Consider the following 21499-nt stretch of genomic DNA (forward strand, 5'->3'; position numbering starts at 1 on the left):
AGCACGCATAATGAACACGCTTGGCAATATCCATACCGACAACGAGTGTATTTTCAGTCACTTGATTAATTTTTTCATTGCATTTAAACTGCATAAAGAAGTCCTCCTAGTTTGATGATGGGTCAATTTCGACGTTGACACTCAGCATCATACTAGAGGGCTCTTTTTCTTTCAAGACCTCGAACATCCTTCAAACAGGAATGCTGCCCCGTTAGTTAAATAAGTTCCACAAAAAAAGCGTTAATCCTTCTAGGATCAACGCCCTGTTAACTCAATTAATTGGGATTGGTGTCTGCCCTGTAAAGGCAGCCGGTTCTTCAACTAAAGCATCCATTACTTCAATAAGAAAAATTATAATTTTTTCTCAAAAAAGGTTAAGGATAGTTGTTCATTTACTGTGACTTCTTTAATATTTTGAAATCCATTCTTTTTATAAAAACTAACTGCAGGAGCATTTTTAGAACCTGTTGCTACTTTTATTGTTTCAATCTCGAACTTACTTACAATGAAATTTAAGAGTTTCTGTGCAAGTCCTTTTCTAAAATAGTTTGGATGTACGATTAACCTATGTATATCAACTTCATCATCCTCTACTTTTATTGATATTGCCCCGCATAGTTCTTCATTTAAATAATAACCAAAGAAAGTTTCTCCGCATTGTTTCAAAGTATCAATTGTATCTTTTAATGGTGGTATGTCATAAGAACCAATTATTTCTGCCTCTACCTTATAGGCTGGTATTTGAATTTCCAAAATATTTTCAGCGTTTTTATTAATACTAATGTCAATTTTTTTTATCAAGTTAATCCCTCATTCAATTAATTTTCTTCTTCTACTAAACTGCTTCGTAGGACATTTTTTCACACTCTTTGTGATATTAACATAAATATCCAACAAAAAATCACCTCAAATATAAGAAAAGTTATAGGTGAGATAATTTTTAATCTAACTTTATTATAAATAATCGAACTTTTAAGAAATTATCGAACTTTGTTTTAAATTATCAATCTTTATCTCAAAGCTACAAAACCATTTTGAAAAAAGATTGATCAAAATGGTTTCTTTTCGTTTGCTGTTTGTAAATAAGAACGATATTTTTCAGTGGTCCTAATTCAACTAAAGCACCCGTTAGTACAATAACTTCCAAATAGTTCGGCTGAATTAGTTAGTATGGGAAGAAAAATTGTTCATCATCAGAATTATATGGTAAAAACTTTATCTGCTTTACAACATACTCTTTTCCATCCCAATCGTACGCAAGTTTGAGCAAACCAATTAATCCTCCGGAGAAACTATCTTGTGATATATAAACAGGCACTTTTCCAAAATTGGATTGGAGGGATGGGCATGATGTCGGAGAAATTAATGATTGAAGAATTATACGACGAGTTTCGTGACGATGTTTATCATTTCTCATTGTACTTTACAAATAATAAACAGGAAGCAGAAGACATAACACAAGAAACTTTTATAAAAGTGATGAAAAATATACATCAATAAAAAGACGTGAGCAAGAAAAAGACATGGATACTTTAAATCGCAAAGAATACCGCTATTGATCTTAAAAGAAAACAAAAATTGATTAATTTACTCCCGCAACTTTTAAAAGGAAATGGGCATAAGAGCCACTACGTTGCAACAGATGAGAATCGATTAATTAACACGGAAAATTGTCGTGAACTTCAAAATGCCATACTAACTCTTAAGCTACATTATAGAAGCATAGTTATTCTGAGCCATAATATTCAACTGAACATGCACCCTTTACTGTGTCATGATCTCCCTTTAAAATCTTAGGCATCACCGTTAAGGCATCCCAAAATACGGAAAGAGCTAATAGGGCAACTAATACGAGTCCAAGCTGGATACCATAGTATATGCGGTAAAGGTTTCTTTTTTTGAGCCTTTCTCATATACAAAATACCTGCAATACATAAAATAAAGCCTAAAATCGTTGATGAAAATGCACCTAGTAGTTCCATCATTATCTTTCACCTGCTATCTTTTATCGTGTTAATTCATTATACATTAATTTTAGTAGTGTTTTAGTTGCCTGCCCTTTAGTTGAATAACACTTTCTACTATTATTGTGAAGTAATTGGTAAAAGCCGACACAATATTTATTTAGTGTCAGCTTTTCATTTTAAAGTATTTTATTAAACAACTTTATTATATTTTAATCAACTTTATTATTCGCAGACATTTATGACGATCTCCTGTTCTTCAACTAAGCACCCGTTAGTTGAATAAGAGAACATCCTTGAGAAAATGGGCTTTTCCGTTACTTCATTAAAGCGCCCGATTGTTGAATAATATTTTTATATATTTGGTGTTTCCTTTCCTTCTATTAATTCTTTTATACAATAGATTGAAAGCATTCATAAAGACTTTTGCTTTGATAGGCATGCTTAGATAATAAGTAGATTTTCTCCGTTCTTTTGTCTATCTAGATTGACAGCTCCTCTACAGGATAGAATGAATACTCATTTGCAATTTATTATTGCAAATGAGTATTCTTCACTGACTGACATCTAGCTCTGTATTAAAATATCGCTTGTTTTAATAATTCTAGTTTAATTATTTTGCTCAAGGAATTGGTAAATCGCCATCATTTCTTGTTTATTCAACTCACGAATACGCTTGAAAATTAGAAGATCTGCAACACGCTCAAGATTTAAGCTTTCAGTAACAACATCACTTACTTTGCTAGTTAGCCATGTTTGCACGTCTATGCCCTCGACGATTTCCTTACGCCCTTCATCATTGATGCCACTTGCATAACAACTAACACATGGTACCGATAATTTATAAACGCCATCATGGAGCCCATCTTCCGATATTACTTTCTTCCCTTTACAGAATGGACATGGGTGACTTGCTTTTATCTTATTAATTAGGGTGACAATTTTTTTGTAACCTAACGCTTCATAGACATACGTCAGTTTTTTGTATTTTCCATTGGTGAAATACTTATCAATGATGGTTTCTCTCGTTTCTGTGATATTGGCAAAATCACAGATGGTAATCCGATTATTAATGCTGATCGCTTGTATATTGCCGCTAATACTGTCCCAGAATGGCAGGGCATTTTGTAAAACGATTTCATAGCGGGCAAAGCTTGCCAGCTCTAGTTCAAGCATTTTCAGAGCGACTTGTGTTTCCCTAGGCAACAGAGAGACATCTTCCGTCAAAACTATATTACCGCCGACAATAGCTTTCATTTTTTCTAGTATCTGTAAATCGCCAACGGTTTTCATCACTTGATCAAGAGGCTGTTGAATAACCTCACGAATATCCGTGTCGCCAAATTTTAGCTTTTTATGATGATTTAGCACGGTTCCTTGACAGATTGGACAGGTAATCATTTCTTTGGATTCTTTTATATGCTCTTTAATAATCGATTTCGATATGAACATATAGCGCCCTATGATGAGATTAAAGCCTTCCCAAGTTCTCGATGCCTTGCCTGCTTTATCATAGAATGACTTTTCCCAATACCCATATAAAAAGGTATGCTTTTCTGCTTCTGTCATCTCGTTATAATTTTTGCTTATATCCTGACCGAGCTCATTCTTAATCTCATCAAAGATGAATTGCAATTTTGGATATTGATAGTATTTTAAAACCTCCATCACGTCTGGATGCAATAGGCCATCCCAGAATGGTGCGGTCTTGTCCTGAATAACAACATCAAAATCAAATTTTTCAATCACCCGGCGGCCCGAGCAGCTTGGACAATGATTGTCTTGATAATAGAAATCGAAGCCACTCGTATCTTTATTGGTTGGATGCGCCGCAATAATATGGTTGATCAATCCACCCATTTCATAGAGAAAACTATATTGACTATACAAGTGACGTTCCAGATCAATGGCGATGACGGGTGCAATTGTTTCAGATTCATATTCACCATAAATCAAACGAGCCATTGATGATAAGCTTTTTAAGATGCCGCCCTTATAGACGTTTTCTGCATTTTTAAAATAAGCAATCTGATTTTCTTTTAAATAGTTAATTCCATTTTGTTGATTGATAGTTGAAGAAATTTGCAATGGAGCAACTCTATCCGTACTGTTTTGTTGACGGTAATAATCATCATGACTGACAACATCAAGGTATTGAACAGGTGCAAGCTGCCTTTTACCAAAATCAACGATAAAATCAGAGTTTTCTAGCATATAAGAATTATGTTCAATCATTATCATTGAGACAGATTCATCCTGCAGAATGACCCTGACACTATCAATGAATTGATTTAAAATATTTTGTGATAAACCTTTTGAAGGCTCGTCAAAAATAAAAAGCGTATGTGGGTTTCTTGAGTTGGCAAACAGTTCAGAAACTAAATGGACACATTGAAATTCACCAGTCGATAAAGACTGTGTTTTTCTTTCCAACGTCAAATATCCAAGTCCAAGTTTGATCAATAAGCTTAAGCGTTTATGCACGATGTCTTCCTTTGGCAGTTCATCTATAATATCTTCAATCGAGCGCTGAAAAATATCATCAATATCTTCACTATATTTTGTGAGTTTCTTTTTAATATCAAGAAACGTCGCAACTGTTGACCGACTAGTAATCGATTGGTTTCGATCTTGACCAACCATTACTAGTCTATCTTTTGGATATCGTTTCAGAAAATCTTTGGCCATACACTCATTGACAAGTGTAGATTTACCACATCCAGACTCCCCCGTAAAAGTGACAATTCTATTTTTGGGAATCTGAATTTCAGCCATTTGAATATTACGACGGTAAAGATCATGAAATTGATAGTATTCTGTTGGTATTGTCTGATTTCGTTCCCAAGTGATTGGTTTTGGACGTGGGGATTCTTCAACAATTTTCCCACCGTATTTACCACTACCAGGTCCAAAGAACAATTGCTCTTCCGCTGTGTTAAGCACCGTGTCAGAATGGTCAATGATCCAAATTTGATTCTTATACCCCAATTGTTTAATCTCTTCTAAAATTTTCAATAGTGTTTGGTGATCGAGACCCACGGAGATTTCATCAATTATAATAACGGTATTTTCACTTGTTGCCATGAATTCTGCCAAGTAAAGTCGTGTTAATTCTCCACCTGACAATGTACCCATAATGCGATTTAATGTTAAGTAACCAATATTCATATTGATAATATTTTTAAGAATATGTTGTCTCGCTTCACTAATATGTAATTCTTCTCTAAGGGAAAGAATCGATTCAATGTTTAAGTTGTTGATATCGGAAATACTATGTGGTTGATCCAATAATTCTATCTTATATTGCTCAACTTCTGGATTATAGCGCCTGCCCTCACACTTTTTACATTCGACATTTTTGGTAGTACCGCGCCCTTTACACTCAGGACACCAGCCTAATGCATTATTAAATGAAAACACTTCCGGAGAAAGATTAAATTTTTCAGCAAGAGTAACACGAATCTCTTTAAAAACGCCAGTATGTGTGCCAATTGTTGAACGTGGATTGGAAGAAATGGATGATTTTCCGAGAAAAAGTACTAAAGGCATTTCTTCCATTTTGATGGCACTGAAATTGGTTTCCATAATATTGGAAAATAAATACTGATATTCAGCCTTTGGCAATAAGGAAACGAGACGCTTCTTGGATTCTTCACCAATTGTTTGACAAAAAGTTGTTTTACCAGATCCAGATAGTCCAGCAATTCCTAACGATTTATCTACTGGTAGTACTGCATCTAATTTGTTAATATTGTTCGAAATTAATTGATTTATTTTCATAGTGATATCCTCTCCATTCTCTAAATTTAGTATTGCCATGTTAGTAAAACTTCAAATGAATTTGTTGTGTTTTTTTCGAATCGACAATCTCATACTAATTGTATGACGAAGATTTCTAAATTTCTTGTTATATATTCACTTATACCGTTTTGAAGAAACAATTTCATGGCCCAAATCCAGCAAGTAGTGGTCCTTTTTTCAACGCAACCCCACAAAGTATTTACTTAAACTCTCAGTTATATTATAAAAGCTTCTACAACCATCCTGCCACGTTTGCTAAATTACAATTATTACAAAACTTGTTATTTAACTCAATCCTTTATTCCATTAAAAATGACGCTTTCCGTGTTCCGGAAAAGCGCCCGATTGTAGAAGATCGTTTAAAGAATACTGGCTGCAATAGATTTTTTCATTGATTACCCTCCATAATCCTTTTACCATAATCTTCAACAAAGCTTAAATTACACTATTAAATATTTAATCGTTAAAAACAGGTAAATGATAATTCCTATAATACCGATGACTACTCCAATAACTAAAAATCCATAAATGAACCCACTTATTGAAGCGAACGCATCAAGGAACAAGTTTTTTGTGAAATCAAGCATTTTATCCGTTTTCTCCTTTCGATTCACCCGCAAATGATCCTCTTCCCTCATATATGCATATTATGAGGGAATCCATTATGCCTATAATTCAAATAATTTTGGTTTTATTGGGTTAAATTGGAATAACGTTACATACATCAATAATATCTATAGATACGGCTATTGAGAACTAAAAAGATGAAAACGACATCAGTTTCCACTTAATTTGTTTATCTAGTTGCGTTGAAGCAATTCATGTATCGGTGGAGGTTTTGTTAACTTCCTTTAGGTTTTAAAAGACATTTTCTTATTTGATTAGACATAGTATGAACTGTGCTTAAAAAGGAGGAGAATAATGGCTAATGCGTTTGTTGTAAGGTCATTGGATGAAATTCGATTTTGGGCTAGAATAATGAAGGAGCATGCACTTTTTCTAAGTCTTGGATTTACTTATAATGAGCAAAAACTAATTGATGAAGCAAAAGCATTTATTGTTGTATTCGAAAGAATTGAGGAACAATTAAACGGCTATACAGTACACACTGACCCTCGTCAAATTGAAGCTTTTAACGTTCACGTCTACCAAGCAGTGGCCAATATATGGGCTTATAAAAGAAAGGTGTTAGGACTCATACTACGCTGCGAGATTCGTTCAAATAATTACGCTTTACTGGTCGATCATACGAGTAGGGAAGCTGCTTATTTTGCCAATCGATTAAAAGAACTCAACGAAGGAAAATTACAACCTTTACCAGAAGCTATTATAAAAGAGAATGTCTTTTTCTTAAAAATAATGGCTGACCATGCTAAGTTTATTGGACATCTTTTAGATCCTAGCGAACGTAAATTAGTTGACCAAGCACGAGATTTCAGTCACGATTTTGATCAACTTTTGTTCCAGGCTGTTGATTTAGATAGTATGAGACCTGAGTCGGAAACGCCTGCACTATTAGATCAATTCCTTGATCAAAACAGAGTCTCCGTTGTTTCCTTAAGAAACTTTAAGAAGACTGCACGAGATTTAATCGAAGAATGTCGTATAAAAAGTAACATCCACCCACTCTTGGCTGATCATGTATTTAGAGAAGCAGAACGATTTATTGAAATCATTGATATTTTTGAAGTAAGCCTAACGTCGAACGAAAAAGAATCCACGGCAATGTAAATAAAAGGAGAGGCTACAAACCTCTCCTTTTTCCTTTTATTTTTATTAAAAGCAATCAATTTAAATAGAAGTTTTAACTTTAGAAAGATTTAAATCCCATCTTTCTTCTATTAATTCGGTTCCAGTCCATTCATCATTTGATTTTTCTTCAGTCAATGTGAAATTGTATTTTTTGTATAGATAGCGGGCCGTTTCCAAAATACTCACGGTCCATAAGAACACATGTTCAAATCCTTGATTGTGACAGAAATTGATAGCGGTCTCCATTAGCTTCTTCCCTATACCTAGACCTTGGTATTTTTCATCAAGAACAAACCATCTAAGTTGAGCTACCGTATCTTTTGATTTAGTTATTGCAATCGAACCAACGATTTGCCCATTGACCTCAGCAATCCACAGCTCTCCTCCATCTCTATTAATCATAAATTCTGCTAAGCCTTTCATAACGTAATATTCGAACATCGGTCCAAATTTATATGTTTTATCGTATAAAACCCCATGAAGATGAGCAATAAACCCGACGTCCCCGGCTTCAAAAGGGCGAATAGTGACTTCTGATCGAGCGGTAGAATATTCCTTAGAAAAAATAGATTCAATGATTTCCATGGATGTTATCAGTTGGGACAAATCAGGTTTAGAAATAGATTCAATCATTTTCTCTACACCATGATTAGCTTTTTCGACTAAGCCGTTATAGATTACTTCACCGTTCTTTGTTAAATGGAGTGAAAACTGACGTTGATCATTTGATGACCGTTTTTTAGTAATAATACTATCATTCTCAAACTTTTGAAGTATCCTGCTCATATAACCACGGTCTATTCCTAATTTTTCTCTAATTTCCGTCGCAGTAGTGCCATTATTTAAATGCAGTTCAGTAATAACACGTGCTTCTGTAAGAGGAAAAGGCTGATTATAAATTTCTTGATCGATTTTCCCTAAAACATTTGCATAATTTCTATTAAATTTCCTGATTTTTTCTATAGGTTGAATTTGTTCCATTTTAGACACCTCTTATATTCTGAATATTTTTTCTATAAACAGTATATTCAATATAGTTGACTAAGTCAACTATAAGTGAAGCGAGCTTTTAAAGATTCAAAAACGTTCTACTGTACCCTTATCGAGATGCCAATGTATTTGTAAGTATTTTTCAATATGTTATAATAATACTTATTAAAGCGTAAACTAAAAAAGATCGTTGGTGCGCTAACACCAACGATCGACGTAATAGCAGGTTCCCATCAAGGGGATTGGCTACTAAATGGTAGGAATGACCCATCTGAGCGGCTAACTCAAGGATGGGTTATTTTTTATGGTTAAAAGACAGAATTGACACAATCAATGCTGCGAACGTTACTGCAAACATCAATGCTTCAAATACTGACATGGCACCACCCCCTTTCAATCGGGAGTGAGCCAACCACCCTTGAGTACCTATTCTATTACTACTTAATTATACCTTTTTCAACCAATCAGCACATGGTTAATATGGTATATAAGCTTGATATGTGCTATATTTACCAAAATTTATATATAAGATTTAATCACCATTTTCAACTAAGTAAAAAAAGCCATCTCGTACTCATTTAAGAGTTTAAGAGATGGCTTTTCTACTATATTATGCGATTTTCTTTTTTAGCAATCCAGCCATTAAAGCTGTAACAATCGAACCTGCAATTATTGCTAGAGCGTATAGCATAACTTTACCGATGCCTCCATCAACAAGTCCCATGACGAATACTCCGCCGTGAGGGGCCCGTAGATTGATATCGAACAACATAACAAGTCCACCAGCTATAGCTGCCCCAGTTACTGCAGAAGGAATGACACGTGCTGGATCAGCTGCAGCGAATGGAATAACTCCTTCTGTTATAAAGCATGCCCCTAGGACATAAGCGGTCTTCCCTGCTTCTCTTTCCGGCTTTGTGAAACGATTTTTGAACATTGTCGTCGCTAATGCCATTCCAAGTGGAGGTACCATCCCCGCTGCCATAACTGTCGCGATATACGTGAAGTTTTGTGCATCGAGCATCGCAATGCCGAATGTGTAAGCTGCTTTATTGATGGGTCCACCCATATCGATAGCCATCATTCCACCTAATATTAATCCTACGAGTACTGCGTTTGTTCCACCTAGTCCCTCTAAAAATGAAGATATGCCTGTATACACTTTCGTTAATTGTGGATTTACAAGCATCATGATAATCCCGGTAATGGCAATACTGAATAACGGGAAAAATAATACTGGTTTCAAACCTTCAAGTGCTTCTGGTAATTTCGAGAACATTTTCTTAACAAACAACGTGACATATCCTGCAAGGAAACCAGCGATAATCCCGCCTAGAAAACCAGATCCTCCACTAGCTCCTTCTACGCCTGTTACTGTAATGGCGATTAAACCACCAATCATACCTGGTGCAAAACCTGGACGATCCGCTATACTGCTGGCAATAAATCCGGCAAGTACTGGAACCATAAGGAAGAATGCTTTAGCACCACCGATTGTGCCTAGCATCGCTGCAAATGCATTGTATTCTGGACTTTCTGGATTACCTGAATTAATTCCCCAGAAGAATGAAATGGCGATTAAGATCCCACCACCGACTACAAATGGCAACATGTTAGAAACACCATTCATCAAGTGTTTATAAAAACCATTGCTCGATTCTTTTCCTGTAGTTTCTTCTTTAGTTGAGTCGTGGTGGTAAATTAGTGCGTCATTTGTGATTGCACGATTTAGTAAAATATCAGTCTCGTGTATTGCCTTACCAACTTTGACCTGAATCACAGGTTTTCCATTGAAACGAGCCATTTCAACTTTTGTGTCAGCAGCAACGATGATGGCATCTGCTTCTGCGATATCTGCGTCAGTTAAGCGATTCTTCACTCCACTTGATCCGTTTGTTTCTACTTTGAGTGAAATGCCCAATTCTTTTGCTCGTTCTTTCAACTTTTCAGCAGCCATGTACGTATGCGCAATACCTGTTGGACAAGCAGTAACCGCTAGAATTTTCTTAGAAGAAGCTGCAGAATTATTCGTATGTTCTGTTCTAATGTCTTCTTCAGGTCCATCCACTTCTGTTTCCTTATCGTTCACAGCTCTTAGTACTTCTTCAATAGATGTTGCTTCAAGTATTTTCTGTCTGAAATTTGAATCCATTAAGAAAGTAGCTAATCTTGAAAGAGCATCTAAATGATCATTATTTGCACCTTCACTTGCTGCAATCATGAAAAATAGATGAGCGGGTTGGCCATCAAGTGATGCATAGTCAAGTCCAGCAAGAGATCGTCCAAATGCGATGGCAGGTCCTTTTACAGCAACTGACTTCGCATGAGGAATCGCAATACCATCCCCAATACCAGTGGTACTCTGTTCTTCACGCGCTAATATGTCTCTCGTAAACGATTTTTTATCTTTCAGCTTGCCTGCTTCGTCTAACTTGCCAATTAACTCGGTCAACACATCTTGTTTGGAACTTGCTTGTAAATCCAATATAATCGTATGTTCTGTCAATAACTGTGTAATTTTCATCCTGCCACATCCTGTTCCTGGAATGGGTGTAGTAATACTTGTTCTACCAATGACTCAACATCACTTTTTTCACATAAATCTGAGCGGAAAGCGGTGGCACTACCACTGGCTACACCATATCGGAATGCCTTTTCTGCATCTTTATCGTTGGTAAATGATGCGATAAATCCAGATATGAGTGAATCTCCAGAACCCACCGTGTTTACAACTTTTCCTTTCGGTGCTTCTGCGGAAACAACAAGGTCTTTAGTAACAAGAAGTGCACCTTCTTCTCCCATTGAAACGATGACGTGTTGAACACCTTGATTCACTAGTCTTTTGGCATAGTGGCAGGCTTCCTGTTTATTCGCTATGATTGTATCGAATAATTCGCCTAACTCATGTTCATTCGGTTTAATTAAAAAGGGTTGTGTAAGAACTAACTCTTTAAGAGCAGGTCCAGATGTATCTAAAACGAAATGGACATTTTGATCATTGCAAATCGATGCGATTTCCATAAAGAACGTTTGAGGTATCGACTCTGGTAAACTTCCAGCGAGGACAAACCAATCCCCTTTTTTCAATGTTCTGATTTTGTTAGTTAAAACCATTTGTTGTTGTGTATTTATCACTGGACCCGGTCCATTCAATTCCGTTTCTTCTTGAGCTTTGATCTTCACATTGATTCGTGTAATTTCGTCCGTTTCTATGAAGTCAGTATCAATACCTTCCTTCATTAGAAACTGTTCAATATAGGTTCCTGTAAACCCACCAACAAATCCGAGCGCAATGCTATCGACGTTTAAACGTTTTAACACTCGTGATACATTGATCCCTTTACCTCCTGGATAATAAAACACTTCATTTGTCCGATTAAGTGCACCTGTATGAAAATCGGATAAATAGGTGGTGTAGTCAATTGATGGTGTAATGGTGCATGTATAAATCATGTTATCTCAACCTTTACTGTAGTCTTTTGTTCCAATGACTTAAGGGCTTCCAATGGGAGATTATCTACAAGTAAAACGGCCTCTTCTAAATCTAGGATTTTAGTGAAACTTACTTTTTCATGTTTCGAGTGATCTGCAACCACATACGTTTTTTTAGAAAGTGAACTAGCTAATTTCTTTATTGAAGCCTCTTCAGGATCTGGTGTCGTATATCCATAGTTCTCATGAAAACCATTTACTCCAAGAAAGCATTTATCAAATCGATAGCTTTGTACAGATTGAATGGTTTGTGAGCCAACAAGCGCTGCCGTTCTGGACTTGATTAAGCCACCAGTTAAATACGTAGTAATTCCATACTCATTAAGTGAGTCAATATGCGTAAGTCCATTAGTAACAACGACAATGTCTTTGTCCTTTAAATGAGGAATCATTTGAAATGTAGTACTACCAGCATCAAGAAAAATGCAATCGCCTTCTTTAATGAAAGAAGCTGCAAATTTAGCTAAGCGTTTCTTTTCTTGAAGGTTTTTGGTAGACTTATCTACGATACTTGGCTCTACTGAATTTCGGTCTGATAATGTTGCACCACCGAAGACCCGTTCTAACTTATGTTGATTTTCAAGCTCCGTCAAATCTCTTCTTATCGTAGATTCTGAAGAACCCGTAGCGTCTACAATATCTTGTATTTTAATCGTTTGTTTCTCAGCTAATAAGTTTAATATCATGTCATGTCGTTCATTTGTTAACACATTGACACCTTCTTTATTGTTATTAAAATAGATATTACTTGAAATCGCTTTCAGAATCAATCATAATCAATCAAGAACAGTCAAAATCATTCAGAAACAGCTTGACTACATGTATGAAACATAAAATTAGAGGAGGAATTTCAATGATTGAAAAACAATATAACATTACATCTGCAGAAGGTATTCATGCACGTCCAGCATCAGTTTTAGTAGGGGCTCTTGCTCCGTTTAAATCTGAAGTAACACTTGAGTGGAATGACAAAAAAGTGAATTTAAAATCGATATTAGGTGTCATGTCTCTTGGCGTTTCATCTGGTGCAAACATCAACATCGTAGCTAACGGAGAAGATGAAGAACAAGCAATGGCTAAAGTAGCAGAGATCATGGAAACGCAAGGAATTGGCAATTAATGAATCAAAAATTATTATCCGGAATTGCAGCGTCAAATGGAATTGCCATTGCCAAAGCTTTCAGACTTGAAAATCCGGAATTAATTGTTGAAAAAGCGGCTATTTCAAATACCGATGCTGAGCTGACTCGCTTTGAATCAGCCGTCGACCAATCAAAATCAGAACTCGAAATAATTAAAGAGCACACAGCACAACAAATGAATGATGAAGAAGCTGCCATTTTCAGTGCACACCTTCTTGTCTTGAGTGATCCAGAATTACTTGGACCCATCACAGAAAAAATCAGGTCAGAAAATATCAATGCAGAGTTCGCCTTACAAGAGACTTCGAATATGTTCATCGGTCTATTTGAGTCGATGGACAATGATTACATGAAGGAACGTGCAGCGGATATCCGTGACGTGACGAAACGTGTATTAGCACATTTATTAGGTGTATCCATTCAAAGTCCGAGCATAATAACTGACGAAGTGATTATCATTGCAGAAGATTTGACTCCTTCTGATACCGTTCAGTTGAATCCGCTATATGTAAAAGGCTTTATTACAGACATCGGTGGACGGACATCGCACTCTGCTATCTTGGCTCGTACTCTTGAAATTCCTGCTGTTGTTGGAGCACAGACAGTTATGTCTTCTATACGAAACGGCATGACGGTGATTGTGGACGGTCTGAATGGAGACATCATCGTAAATCCAGATGCGGAAACAATTGCTCGTTATGAGGATAAAAAAGCAAGCTACGAATTGCAAAAATCCGAATGGGCAAGGTTAAAAAATGAAGCTACCGTAACTTCTGACGGTCATCATGTGGAACTTGGGGCTAATATTGGCACGCCTAAAGATGTCGTAGGTGTTCTTGAACACGGTGGTGAAGCAATCGGTTTATACCGAACTGAATTTCTTTATATGGGGCGCAATCAGTTTCCAACAGAAGATGAGCAAGTTGAGGCTTATTCATCCGTTCTTAAACAAATGGATGGAAAACCAACAGTTGTTCGTACTCTTGATATTGGTGGCGACAAAGAGCTCTCCTATTTACAATTACCGAAAGAACTGAATCCATTTTTAGGTTTACGTGCTATTCGTCTTTGTTTAGAAATGGAAGATATGTTCAGAACACAACTTCGTGCTTTGTTGCGAGCTAGTATTCATGGGAATTTAAAGATTATGTTCCCGATGATTGCAACTATTGAGGAATTCAGACAAGCAAAAACGCTCTTCCTTGAAGAAAAAGCGAAGCTTGAAAATGAACAGATTGAAGTTAGTAACACAATCGAAGTCGGTATCATGGTTGAAATTCCTTCAACAGCAGTCATGGCAGATATTTTTGCTAAAGAGGTAGATTTCTTCTCAATAGGAACGAACGATTTGATTCAGTATACAATGGCTGCTGATCGTATGAATGAACGTATCTCTTACCTTTATCAACCGTTTAACCCAGCTATCCTTCGCCTTGTGAAAAACGTTATTGACGCGGCTCACAAGGAAGGGAAATGGACCGGGATGTGTGGTGAAATGGCTGGAGATGAAATAGCCATCCCTATCCTTCTAGGACTCGGACTAGATGAGTTTTCAATGAGTGCTTCTTCAATCTTGAAAGCTCGCACACAAATTAGTAAGCTATCTAAAATGGAAATGGAAAGTCATATTGACGCTATTCTATCCTTGTCTACCTCTGAAGAAGTAGTGTCATATATGAATAAGTTAAGTGGAATGAAAAAATGATATAAACAATAAAAGCATGTAACTTCCTCCATGGAATTACATGCTTTTATTTGTTTGACAGATGCTGAAACTACCCTCCTTTTATTTTTAGATTAATCGTTTTCATGATAAAAAGGATTCTTGGATGATGTTTTTAGTGATATACTTTAGATGTTAAAATATTTTGTAATATTGCAATAATAGACACTAATGAATAAGGGAGTGTAGTAAATGGCTATTGAAATATATTTGAACTTTAATGGGAATTGCCGAGAAGCTGTAGAATATTACGTAGAAGTATTTAAGACAGAAGAACCAAAAATTATGACCTTTGGTGAAATGCCGCCAAGTGAAGAGTACCCTCTACCGGAAGAAGCTAAAAATCTTATTATGCACACTCGTCTTAACATGTGCGGTAGCCTAGTTATGTTTTCTGATACATTCCCTGGTATGCCTTATGTTGAAGGAACGAACATTAGCCTAGCAATAGTTAGTGAAGACTTGGATGAGATTAAGTCATTATTTAATCAATTAAAAGTAGACGGAACTGTTGGAATGGAGCTTCAAGAAACATTCTGGAGCAAATGTTACGGAAGTGTTAAAGACAAATTTGGGATTGAATGGCAATTTAACTATGGAAATGGTGAAATGTAAGTACTTTTTTTATGAAAATCTTCTTCAAATAGAAAATGTAAAAACCCCGTTGAAAACTAACATTTCAACGGGGTTTTTACTTATATGAGATTCTTAAACTCTATTATTATCTGCTTTCCAGTTTACAATAGCCTCTTTAATCTCTTTAGAATTCAAATTCTCTTTGACTGCACGTTCGCAAAGAATTGGAAACTCCTCTTCATCTGCAAAACGTAAAGCAATAATTTGACTATGACTTAGTTTTGAATCTAGTAATTTACCAGTTAATACAAAATGTCGTAAATTTTCTTCCGCTCGTATTGCTCGATCTTGGCTCTTCAATGGGTATAGTCTGACAAGGATTGCGATAATAATTATGGCAACTGTGATAAGTAAAAGTAAAACAGATTGCATAACGTTTTCTTCTGCATTAAGTGAGCTGACCATATTGATAATCGACACGATCAAAGTCGCTAACAATAGTAAAGTTAAAACGTAATGATAAAGAGGGTCCATCCTTACATGTGTTTTATAATTTTGATTTTCCATAATAATCTCCTTTTAAGTTTATTTATTCCCATTTAAAAGTAAAGCTTGCCACGATGAATGCTCCAACGGCCCAGCATGCTAAGATTAACGCATCAGAACCTAATTCCATAAAAGGAGTACCTACGTTCATCGTTTCACGTATTACATGACTTAAATGAGAAATCGGTAACACGTTAACAATCGGCTGGATAAAAGCTGGCATATCTTGAACCGGGAAAAATACGCCCCCTAAAAACAACATGGGAAATGATAAGAAACCAGCAATTGGTGCTGCGCTTTCAGGTGTTTTGGCAATTCCTGCAATAATAAAGCCAATGGCCATAAAAGCGAGTGTTCCTAAAACAACAAATGTAATTAAACTGATCCATGAACCGTTTACACTAACCCCGAAAATGAGGTTTGCTACTACTAATACAATAAGTGCCTGTAATCCATTTAGCATGAGTCTTGCTGTAATCTGAGCAGCGATAAAAGTAGAAGCTTTTAACGTCGTCCCTTGCATTCTTCGCAAAATCCCACGTTCTCTCCATGCGGCAATCTGCCCTGCTACGCCATTCATATTGTTAGTCATAATCATCATGGCTAAAATTCCTGGTACTAAGAAATCTATATATTTCAAATCCAAGGCTTCAATTCCACTTGAATTAGTCACGATGCTTGGTGTGTAATTTACTTTTTCTTTACTAATCCCATCAATTACACTATTTACAATGGTCAAACCTATTTGGGAAACTGCTAGGTTGGTTTCATTATAATAAACAGGAACCTCAAATGTCTTCGTATTTGCAGAGTCTTTCATCATCGCTTCATACCCTTGTGGGATTACAACTACGAGTTGAATATCTCCATTTTTCACTTGATCAAGTGCTTTCTCTTTGCTGTTGCTTGATTCAAGATGAACCGCTTCATTTTTAGCAAGTAAGTTTGAGAATTCTTTCGATTGAGATGTTTGATCTTGATCTACTACACCAATCGAAACGGACACTCCATTGCCATCTCCTAAAAAACTACCAAGCATCACCATTAGAAAAATAGGGAATGCAAGCGTCCAGAAAAGAACCTGGCGATTACGAAGGAAAATGCGTAATTGGGCTAGTGTTAGTTGCCAATATGCTTTCATTCTTCTCTCAGACTCCTTCCTGTCATGTGAATAAAGACGTCTTCTAACGTGGACGTTCTAGTTTGAAGATCGGTCAATTTCAAGTTTTTCATTGAAGTCAATTGAATCAAACTAATTAAAGTCACTTGAAGATCGTCAGTATAAATCACATAGGTATCCTTATTCTTGCCGACTTGCTTCACACCATCAAGTGATTCAAGCTCATCCGTAAGGAAATCTCCTTCAAAACGAAACTCAACTGCACTATCAGATTCTAAACTTTTCACGAGACCAGAAGGTGTATCTAATGCAATTAGATTCCCTTGATCCATAATCGCAATCCGGTCACATAGAACATGTGCTTCATCCATGTAATGTGTGGTTAAAACTGTGGTCTTGCCTTTTTCTTTTAATTTCAATACGATATCCCATAGTGTTCGTCTAGCTTGAGGATCGAGACCTGTCGTCGGTTCATCCAAGAAAATTATCCATGGATCATGAACAAGAGCTAACGCAATGGCAAGGCGTTGTTTCTGACCCCCTGATAAAGTCTTGATTCGACTTTTGGCCTTTTCCGTTAAACTAACTTCCTCAATTAATTCAGGGATAGATACGTTTTTTTGATAAAAACTACCATATAATCGAAGGATTTCTTCGACGGTTAGCAGTTCAAATAGTGTGGTCGATTGAAGCTGGATGCCAATGACTTCTTTGACTTTATTCAAGTCACGAGAAATATCAAATCCCCCGATTATTGCGGTTCCCCCGTCAGGTTTCCTGAGCCCCACCATCATTTCTAAAGTCGTCGATTTCCCCGCTCCATTCGGTCCAAGAAGTCCAAATATTTCTCCCTTTCCCACAGTAAAATCAATCCCGTTAACGGCTGTAAAGGTTCCATACTTCTTAACTAAGCTTTTCACTTCAATCATATTTTCCTGCTGGATGTTCATACTTCACTCTCCTATCGTGTATCCTTCGTTTCAAAACCGCTTAAATGCCAAATTAGCGGTTGAAGAACATTTGTTCTGTCTAGCTTATTGAAAAGACTCTGTTAACTTTTACAGTGGATTTTTTATAAAGATAGGGTGAATCTGCTCCCTATCCGCGAACGAAGCTAGCGCAGCGTTGCAACACATTTTCATGTTTCGAAGCTAGCGCAGCGTTGCAACGCATTTTCATGTTTCGAAGCTAGCGCAGCGATGCAACGCATTTTCATGTTTCGAAGCTAGCGTAGCGATGCAACGCATTTTCATGTTTCGAAGCTAGCGTAGCGATGCAGAAACAGAAACAGAAACACAGGTTTGTCGCAGATTCCCTCACTTTCAGCAACATCGTTTAACGAGCCATTGAAAAAGAAAATCCCCCTTGGACTACTTTAATAGTACAAAGGGGTTAGATCAATTAGACCAATAATTAATAAGTTAAACTTGCTGCCACTAGTAATCCTACTACGATAGAAATTGAAAATAAGCTAAAACCAACAGCTAGATTTCCTTTTTCTACTTCTTCAGCTAAGTTAGTGTTAGGTGTAAGGCCGTATTCAATGATCCAGTACGTAATGACTTGAGTGGCAATCCCGACAAGTCCCCAAATAAATGCATCTAGCAAATTCACACTACCTGCCCAAACTGTATATATAACAATTCCTAGACCGATTGCTTTCCCCCATAATTTTAAAGCAACAGCAATATTTCCTTCTTTAATTAACTTCACTTCAGAAAACTTAGTCGTAAATGCAAAAACGGTTAACCCTAGAAGCATGAGTAAAACTCCAACACCAAAGTGTGCTAAAAAACTTCCCATTGTTTCTCCTGTAATATATTCCATCATCATCATCATCCCTTCAAACTCTCTTCTAAGCCTACTGGTAAAAAATAAGATAAGTTATTCGTAATTGCACTGCCAGCACGTATCCCTATTGCGCCCGCTTTATTATTTAATAGAAAGCAACCATACATAAGATGTTGTTGCTTTTCACCAGTCGTAGTTTGTACTGTTGCTATTGGCAACGGGTGAAACGCTTGATACACCGGTAAGGTCTCACTGTATGTTCTCTGTGGTTCTGCGTTTATTGTTTCCCCCAACCCATTAAAGATTTCCACTGTATCCCCTTCTCGTCCAAATGAAGGTTTTCGTACATAAGGTTGATTTGTTTTCAAGAATACGTCAGGTTCTAAATAGGTCGGTAAAAAATACCGACTAATAATTGTATGTTCATCTTTAGTGAAATACTTATCATCTTCATGCAATCCCCAAATAAGTGCTTGAACTGCTTTTGATTGCAATAAAAATGCTGAAGGAGGATTGATGACCATTACTTTATTCTCAACAATGAGCTTAATTAATTCCTGGCCAATATTTTCATTGGTGGTTGGATCAATATCATTAACTAAATGTTCGATTGGATAGGTCTGACGATATAAGATGTCAATCCTTTCCCCACTTGGAGTAAAGACTCCAGGTTCAATAACAATTCCATCTTCATCAACTGGCTCTGTAAGGATTTTCAACTCATCTAAACTCACATACTCCGAAGGTAGATCCAGATGCTCTTGTAAAAAACGTGTCGTCCACATATCTTCAATATTGTCTCCGTGTGACGTGAAGACAATTTTGGGTGTTCCCAGTCTATTTAATTGCTTCCAAGAAGCGGTTACTGCTTTTCTCATTTCCCTACGAAGAATGTCTGTGCTTTCATTATTAGGGTTTTGAAGTCCAAAGTGATTACATACAAAGTCGTTTGCATGAAACGTTTCTTTAATAAATGTTGGGGTATCAGAATTAAATTCAAGAAGCTTAATATCTGAATTGGATACAACAAAATCAAGTCGTCCGATTATATATTCCTGCGGTATGGTTTTAATTCGGCAATAGGTAAGAGCTTCTTTTGGATAACCCAGTTGAAGAAGCGTCTCATCATCCAAATCTCTTAAAAGTGAAGCAACTTTCACAAAAATAGCGCCTACTTTTTCCGCTGCTACTCGAATTTCATGAATATCCGCATGCGTTTGTTTATGGATGTCTAACAACGCATATTCAACGTCATATAAATCTGGGAAAAAGTAAGGAACTTGACTGTATACTCTTTCTCTATCAATTTGAAATTGTGGGTTTATCACCCTCCAAATCCTCCTTTAGAGCCACTTCCTATACCGGATTTATAATTGCTTTGTGCGTTTTTGTATTTGTTTAAGTTACTTGAATAATTAGGTGAGCTTCTCAAAGCAGAACGATTACTAAACATACTCCCTAAAAGATAATAAGCTCCAAAATGACTTGATTTTCTGTCATCACAATAATACGTTCCTTCTTCATCATCCCATTCCCAATCATCACACTCATACTCTGTCGGTTCAGGTGGTAAAGACGCGGATGACTCGTATTGATTTTGACCACATCCTGACATACTGAAAGCCATAACAGATGTTGCTACTCCTGCCATCAACTTTTTGGTTTTATTCATGATCTATTTCCCTCCATTTTGTAACCTGTCTTTATCAAATACAGAACATATACTCGGCGGTCTTCATCAATCTCAGAAGAGTCTTTCTCCCATTCCTGTCCATCGATGAAGTGGTAATCAGAACCTATATGAGCAAGGATATCAATATGATGATCGAATTCAAGTTTTTTTAGGAGTGGATGATTCGCTCTACCATTAAATTCACGCATTTCTAACTGTAATGCGCCATTTAGATTGAATTCTTCCTTTTCCACTTCGCCTTCTTCATGCTTCGTTACGTAAATCACATGCCAATCACCTTCAATAGCAGAAGACGTCTGCTTATATACAGTTCCTTCTTTAATAAAAAAATCGCATCCTCTTCGAGCAAGAACCTGTTGTAAATCAATCTGTTCATAATGAAATAACGGTTCAGAAGAGTTGTTTCCTTTAAATAAGCGGTATTCAAGTGAAGTATTCACTTGTTCATCAGTCCTTTCACCAAGCGTCCTCTACATATACGATTTGATATGTTTATGGTTTCATTTTAATAATGAGTTGCCAAATTCTATTGTATACCAGTGTAAAGTCCATATCACTCTGTTCTAAAAAAATTGTTTGTTAATAATGATAATGAATTATCCAATTATTTGAAACTATATTATTATCGATTCGCATATGTAATAATAACTATTTTTATTGGAGATGGAATGGATGAGTAAGCTAGTAACAAATTGTGTACGATTTGCTGTTGCTTGTTCAAATGAAAGGAAAACAGAATACCCTGCAAAAGAAAGTCACTTAGAGGATGTAATTTTTGTAGGGCAAGAAAATCAAAATAATCAATTAGTGTTCAACTGAGATGAACTAAAAATTATCAAAGATGAATTTGAGGTTAAACCGGACATCACACCATCTGATGCAGAAGGAAAGGAAAAATCGGAGATTGTC

Annotated in this window: 21 protein-coding genes; 6 read left to right on the top strand and 15 right to left on the bottom strand. The window is 36.4% G+C overall.

What is annotated here, in order from left to right:
* Positions 1-351: 351 nt before the first annotated feature.
* Entirely contained in the window at positions 352-801 is a 450-nt protein-coding gene (locus C8K15_RS06905; protein WP_108585693.1) for a GNAT family N-acetyltransferase, read from the bottom strand.
* Positions 802-1299: 498 nt separating this feature from the next.
* On the opposite strand from C8K15_RS06905, the gene C8K15_RS06910 reads away from it, so the two are divergent.
* Positions 1300-1500 carry an RNA polymerase sigma factor gene (locus C8K15_RS06910; RefSeq protein WP_108585694.1) on the top strand — a complete coding sequence of 67 codons (201 nt, stop codon included), beginning with the start codon at positions 1300-1302 and terminating at the stop codon, positions 1498-1500.
* Between the two features lie 293 nt (positions 1501-1793).
* Here C8K15_RS06910 and C8K15_RS06915 read toward each other — a convergent pair whose 3' ends face one another.
* The 3 genes from C8K15_RS06915 to C8K15_RS20245 form a co-directional block, all read right to left on the bottom strand.
* Entirely contained in the window at positions 1794-1985 is a 192-nt protein-coding gene (locus C8K15_RS06915) for a hypothetical protein (protein ID WP_199224074.1), read from the bottom strand.
* A gap of 588 nt (positions 1986-2573) precedes the next feature.
* Positions 2574-5744 (bottom strand): ATP-binding cassette domain-containing protein, encoded by a 3171-nt coding sequence (locus C8K15_RS06920; protein ID WP_108585695.1) that lies wholly within the window; start codon positions 5742-5744, stop codon positions 2574-2576.
* Positions 5745-6205: 461 nt separating this feature from the next.
* Positions 6206-6379 (bottom strand): hypothetical protein, encoded by a 174-nt coding sequence (locus C8K15_RS20245; RefSeq protein WP_158268268.1) that lies wholly within the window; start codon positions 6377-6379, stop codon positions 6206-6208.
* 307 nt (positions 6380-6686) lie between these two features.
* Here C8K15_RS20245 and C8K15_RS06925 point away from each other — a divergent pair, with 307 nt between their 5' ends.
* On the top strand, positions 6687-7496 hold the full coding sequence (locus C8K15_RS06925) for a DUF2935 domain-containing protein (RefSeq protein ID WP_108585696.1): 810 nt from the start codon (positions 6687-6689) through the stop codon (positions 7494-7496).
* A gap of 60 nt (positions 7497-7556) precedes the next feature.
* Here the strand turns inward: C8K15_RS06925 and C8K15_RS06930 are convergent, their stop codons facing one another.
* From C8K15_RS06930 to C8K15_RS06945, 4 genes are all read right to left on the bottom strand, one after another.
* Positions 7557-8498 carry a bifunctional helix-turn-helix transcriptional regulator/GNAT family N-acetyltransferase gene (locus C8K15_RS06930; protein WP_108585697.1) on the bottom strand — a complete coding sequence of 314 codons (942 nt, stop codon included), beginning with the start codon at positions 8496-8498 and terminating at the stop codon, positions 7557-7559.
* A gap of 619 nt (positions 8499-9117) precedes the next feature.
* On the bottom strand, positions 9118-11031 hold the full coding sequence (locus tag C8K15_RS06935) for a PTS fructose transporter subunit IIABC (protein ID WP_108585698.1): 1914 nt from the start codon (positions 11029-11031) through the stop codon (positions 9118-9120).
* Complete coding sequence (gene pfkB / locus C8K15_RS06940) at positions 11028-11960, bottom strand: 1-phosphofructokinase (protein WP_108585699.1); 933 nt, start codon at positions 11958-11960, stop codon at positions 11028-11030. The genes C8K15_RS06935 and pfkB overlap by 4 nt, the downstream gene beginning before the upstream one ends.
* Positions 11957-12709 carry a DeoR/GlpR family DNA-binding transcription regulator gene (locus C8K15_RS06945; RefSeq protein ID WP_108585700.1) on the bottom strand — a complete coding sequence of 251 codons (753 nt, stop codon included), beginning with the start codon at positions 12707-12709 and terminating at the stop codon, positions 11957-11959. The genes pfkB and C8K15_RS06945 overlap by 4 nt, the downstream gene beginning before the upstream one ends.
* Positions 12710-12852: 143 nt before the next feature.
* Here C8K15_RS06945 and C8K15_RS06950 point away from each other — a divergent pair, with 143 nt between their 5' ends.
* The 3 genes from C8K15_RS06950 to C8K15_RS06960 all read left to right on the top strand — a co-directional run bounded on the left by C8K15_RS06950 (position 12853) and on the right by C8K15_RS06960 (position 15479).
* Entirely contained in the window at positions 12853-13119 is a 267-nt protein-coding gene (locus tag C8K15_RS06950) for a phosphocarrier protein HPr (RefSeq protein WP_108585701.1), read from the top strand.
* Positions 13119-14846, top strand: coding sequence for a phosphoenolpyruvate--protein phosphotransferase (gene ptsP, locus C8K15_RS06955; protein WP_108585702.1), 1728 nt, complete (start codon positions 13119-13121; stop codon positions 14844-14846). The genes C8K15_RS06950 and ptsP overlap by 1 nt, the downstream gene beginning before the upstream one ends.
* A gap of 210 nt (positions 14847-15056) precedes the next feature.
* Entirely contained in the window at positions 15057-15479 is a 423-nt protein-coding gene (locus C8K15_RS06960) for a VOC family protein (protein WP_108585703.1), read from the top strand.
* Positions 15480-15572: 93 nt separating this feature from the next.
* Here C8K15_RS06960 and C8K15_RS06965 read toward each other — a convergent pair whose 3' ends face one another.
* The 7 genes from C8K15_RS06965 to C8K15_RS06995 form a co-directional block, all read right to left on the bottom strand.
* Positions 15573-16007, bottom strand: coding sequence for a DUF6526 family protein (locus C8K15_RS06965; protein ID WP_108585704.1), 435 nt, complete (start codon positions 16005-16007; stop codon positions 15573-15575).
* Between the two features lie 22 nt (positions 16008-16029).
* Entirely contained in the window at positions 16030-17127 is a 1098-nt protein-coding gene (locus C8K15_RS06970) for an ABC transporter permease (RefSeq protein WP_108585705.1), read from the bottom strand.
* Complete coding sequence (locus C8K15_RS06975) at positions 17124-18056, bottom strand: ABC transporter ATP-binding protein (protein ID WP_108585706.1); 933 nt, start codon at positions 18054-18056, stop codon at positions 17124-17126. The genes C8K15_RS06970 and C8K15_RS06975 overlap by 4 nt, the downstream gene beginning before the upstream one ends.
* A gap of 463 nt (positions 18057-18519) precedes the next feature.
* Complete coding sequence (locus C8K15_RS06980; RefSeq protein ID WP_108585873.1) at positions 18520-18933, bottom strand: DUF350 domain-containing protein; 414 nt, start codon at positions 18931-18933, stop codon at positions 18520-18522.
* Between the two features lie 8 nt (positions 18934-18941).
* Entirely contained in the window at positions 18942-20225 is a 1284-nt protein-coding gene (locus C8K15_RS06985; protein ID WP_108585707.1) for a glutathionylspermidine synthase family protein, read from the bottom strand.
* The gene (locus C8K15_RS06990; RefSeq protein ID WP_108585708.1) at positions 20222-20569 is read right to left on the bottom strand and encodes a hypothetical protein; all 348 of its coding nucleotides are present in this window, start codon (positions 20567-20569) and stop codon (positions 20222-20224) included. Before C8K15_RS06990 ends, C8K15_RS06985 begins: the two co-directional genes overlap by 4 nt.
* Entirely contained in the window at positions 20566-21030 is a 465-nt protein-coding gene (locus C8K15_RS06995) for a hypothetical protein (protein WP_108585709.1), read from the bottom strand. The genes C8K15_RS06990 and C8K15_RS06995 overlap by 4 nt, the downstream gene beginning before the upstream one ends.
* Positions 21031-21262: 232 nt before the next feature.
* Here C8K15_RS06995 and C8K15_RS20250 point away from each other — a divergent pair, with 232 nt between their 5' ends.
* A complete protein-coding gene (locus C8K15_RS20250; protein ID WP_158268269.1) occupies positions 21263-21409 on the top strand; it encodes a hypothetical protein in 147 nt (48 codons plus the stop codon).
* Positions 21410-21499: the final 90 nt, after the last annotated feature.

Source organism: Paenisporosarcina sp. OV554, assembly GCF_003058165.1.
Lineage (GTDB): Bacteria > Bacillota > Bacilli > Bacillales_A > Planococcaceae > Paenisporosarcina.

Excerpts from the sequence above, each read along its gene's own strand:
- pfkB (WP_108585699.1), bottom strand. The coding sequence starts at position 11,960 with ATGATTTATACATGCACCATTACACCATCAATTGACTACACCACCTAT.
- ptsP (WP_108585702.1), top strand. The coding sequence starts at position 13,119 with ATGAATCAAAAATTATTATCCGGAATTGCAGCGTCAAATGGAATTGCC.
- C8K15_RS06980 (WP_108585873.1), bottom strand. The coding sequence starts at position 18,933 with ATGGAATATATTACAGGAGAAACAATGGGAAGTTTTTTAGCACACTTT.
- C8K15_RS20250 (WP_158268269.1), top strand. The coding sequence starts at position 21,263 with ATGAGTAAGCTAGTAACAAATTGTGTACGATTTGCTGTTGCTTGTTCA.
- C8K15_RS06925 (WP_108585696.1), top strand. The coding sequence starts at position 6,687 with ATGGCTAATGCGTTTGTTGTAAGGTCATTGGATGAAATTCGATTTTGG.
- C8K15_RS06930 (WP_108585697.1), bottom strand. The coding sequence starts at position 8,498 with ATGGAACAAATTCAACCTATAGAAAAAATCAGGAAATTTAATAGAAAT.
- C8K15_RS06950 (WP_108585701.1), top strand. The coding sequence starts at position 12,853 with ATGATTGAAAAACAATATAACATTACATCTGCAGAAGGTATTCATGCA.
- C8K15_RS06990 (WP_108585708.1), bottom strand. The coding sequence starts at position 20,569 with ATGAATAAAACCAAAAAGTTGATGGCAGGAGTAGCAACATCTGTTATG.
- C8K15_RS06915 (WP_199224074.1), bottom strand. The coding sequence starts at position 1,985 with ATGATGGAACTACTAGGTGCATTTTCATCAACGATTTTAGGCTTTATT.
- C8K15_RS06960 (WP_108585703.1), top strand. The coding sequence starts at position 15,057 with ATGGCTATTGAAATATATTTGAACTTTAATGGGAATTGCCGAGAAGCT.
- C8K15_RS06935 (WP_108585698.1), bottom strand. The coding sequence starts at position 11,031 with ATGAAAATTACACAGTTATTGACAGAACATACGATTATATTGGATTTA.
- C8K15_RS06970 (WP_108585705.1), bottom strand. The coding sequence starts at position 17,127 with ATGAAAGCATATTGGCAACTAACACTAGCCCAATTACGCATTTTCCTT.
- C8K15_RS06920 (WP_108585695.1), bottom strand. The coding sequence starts at position 5,744 with ATGAAAATAAATCAATTAATTTCGAACAATATTAACAAATTAGATGCA.
- C8K15_RS06975 (WP_108585706.1), bottom strand. The coding sequence starts at position 18,056 with ATGAACATCCAGCAGGAAAATATGATTGAAGTGAAAAGCTTAGTTAAG.
- C8K15_RS06965 (WP_108585704.1), bottom strand. The coding sequence starts at position 16,007 with ATGGAAAATCAAAATTATAAAACACATGTAAGGATGGACCCTCTTTAT.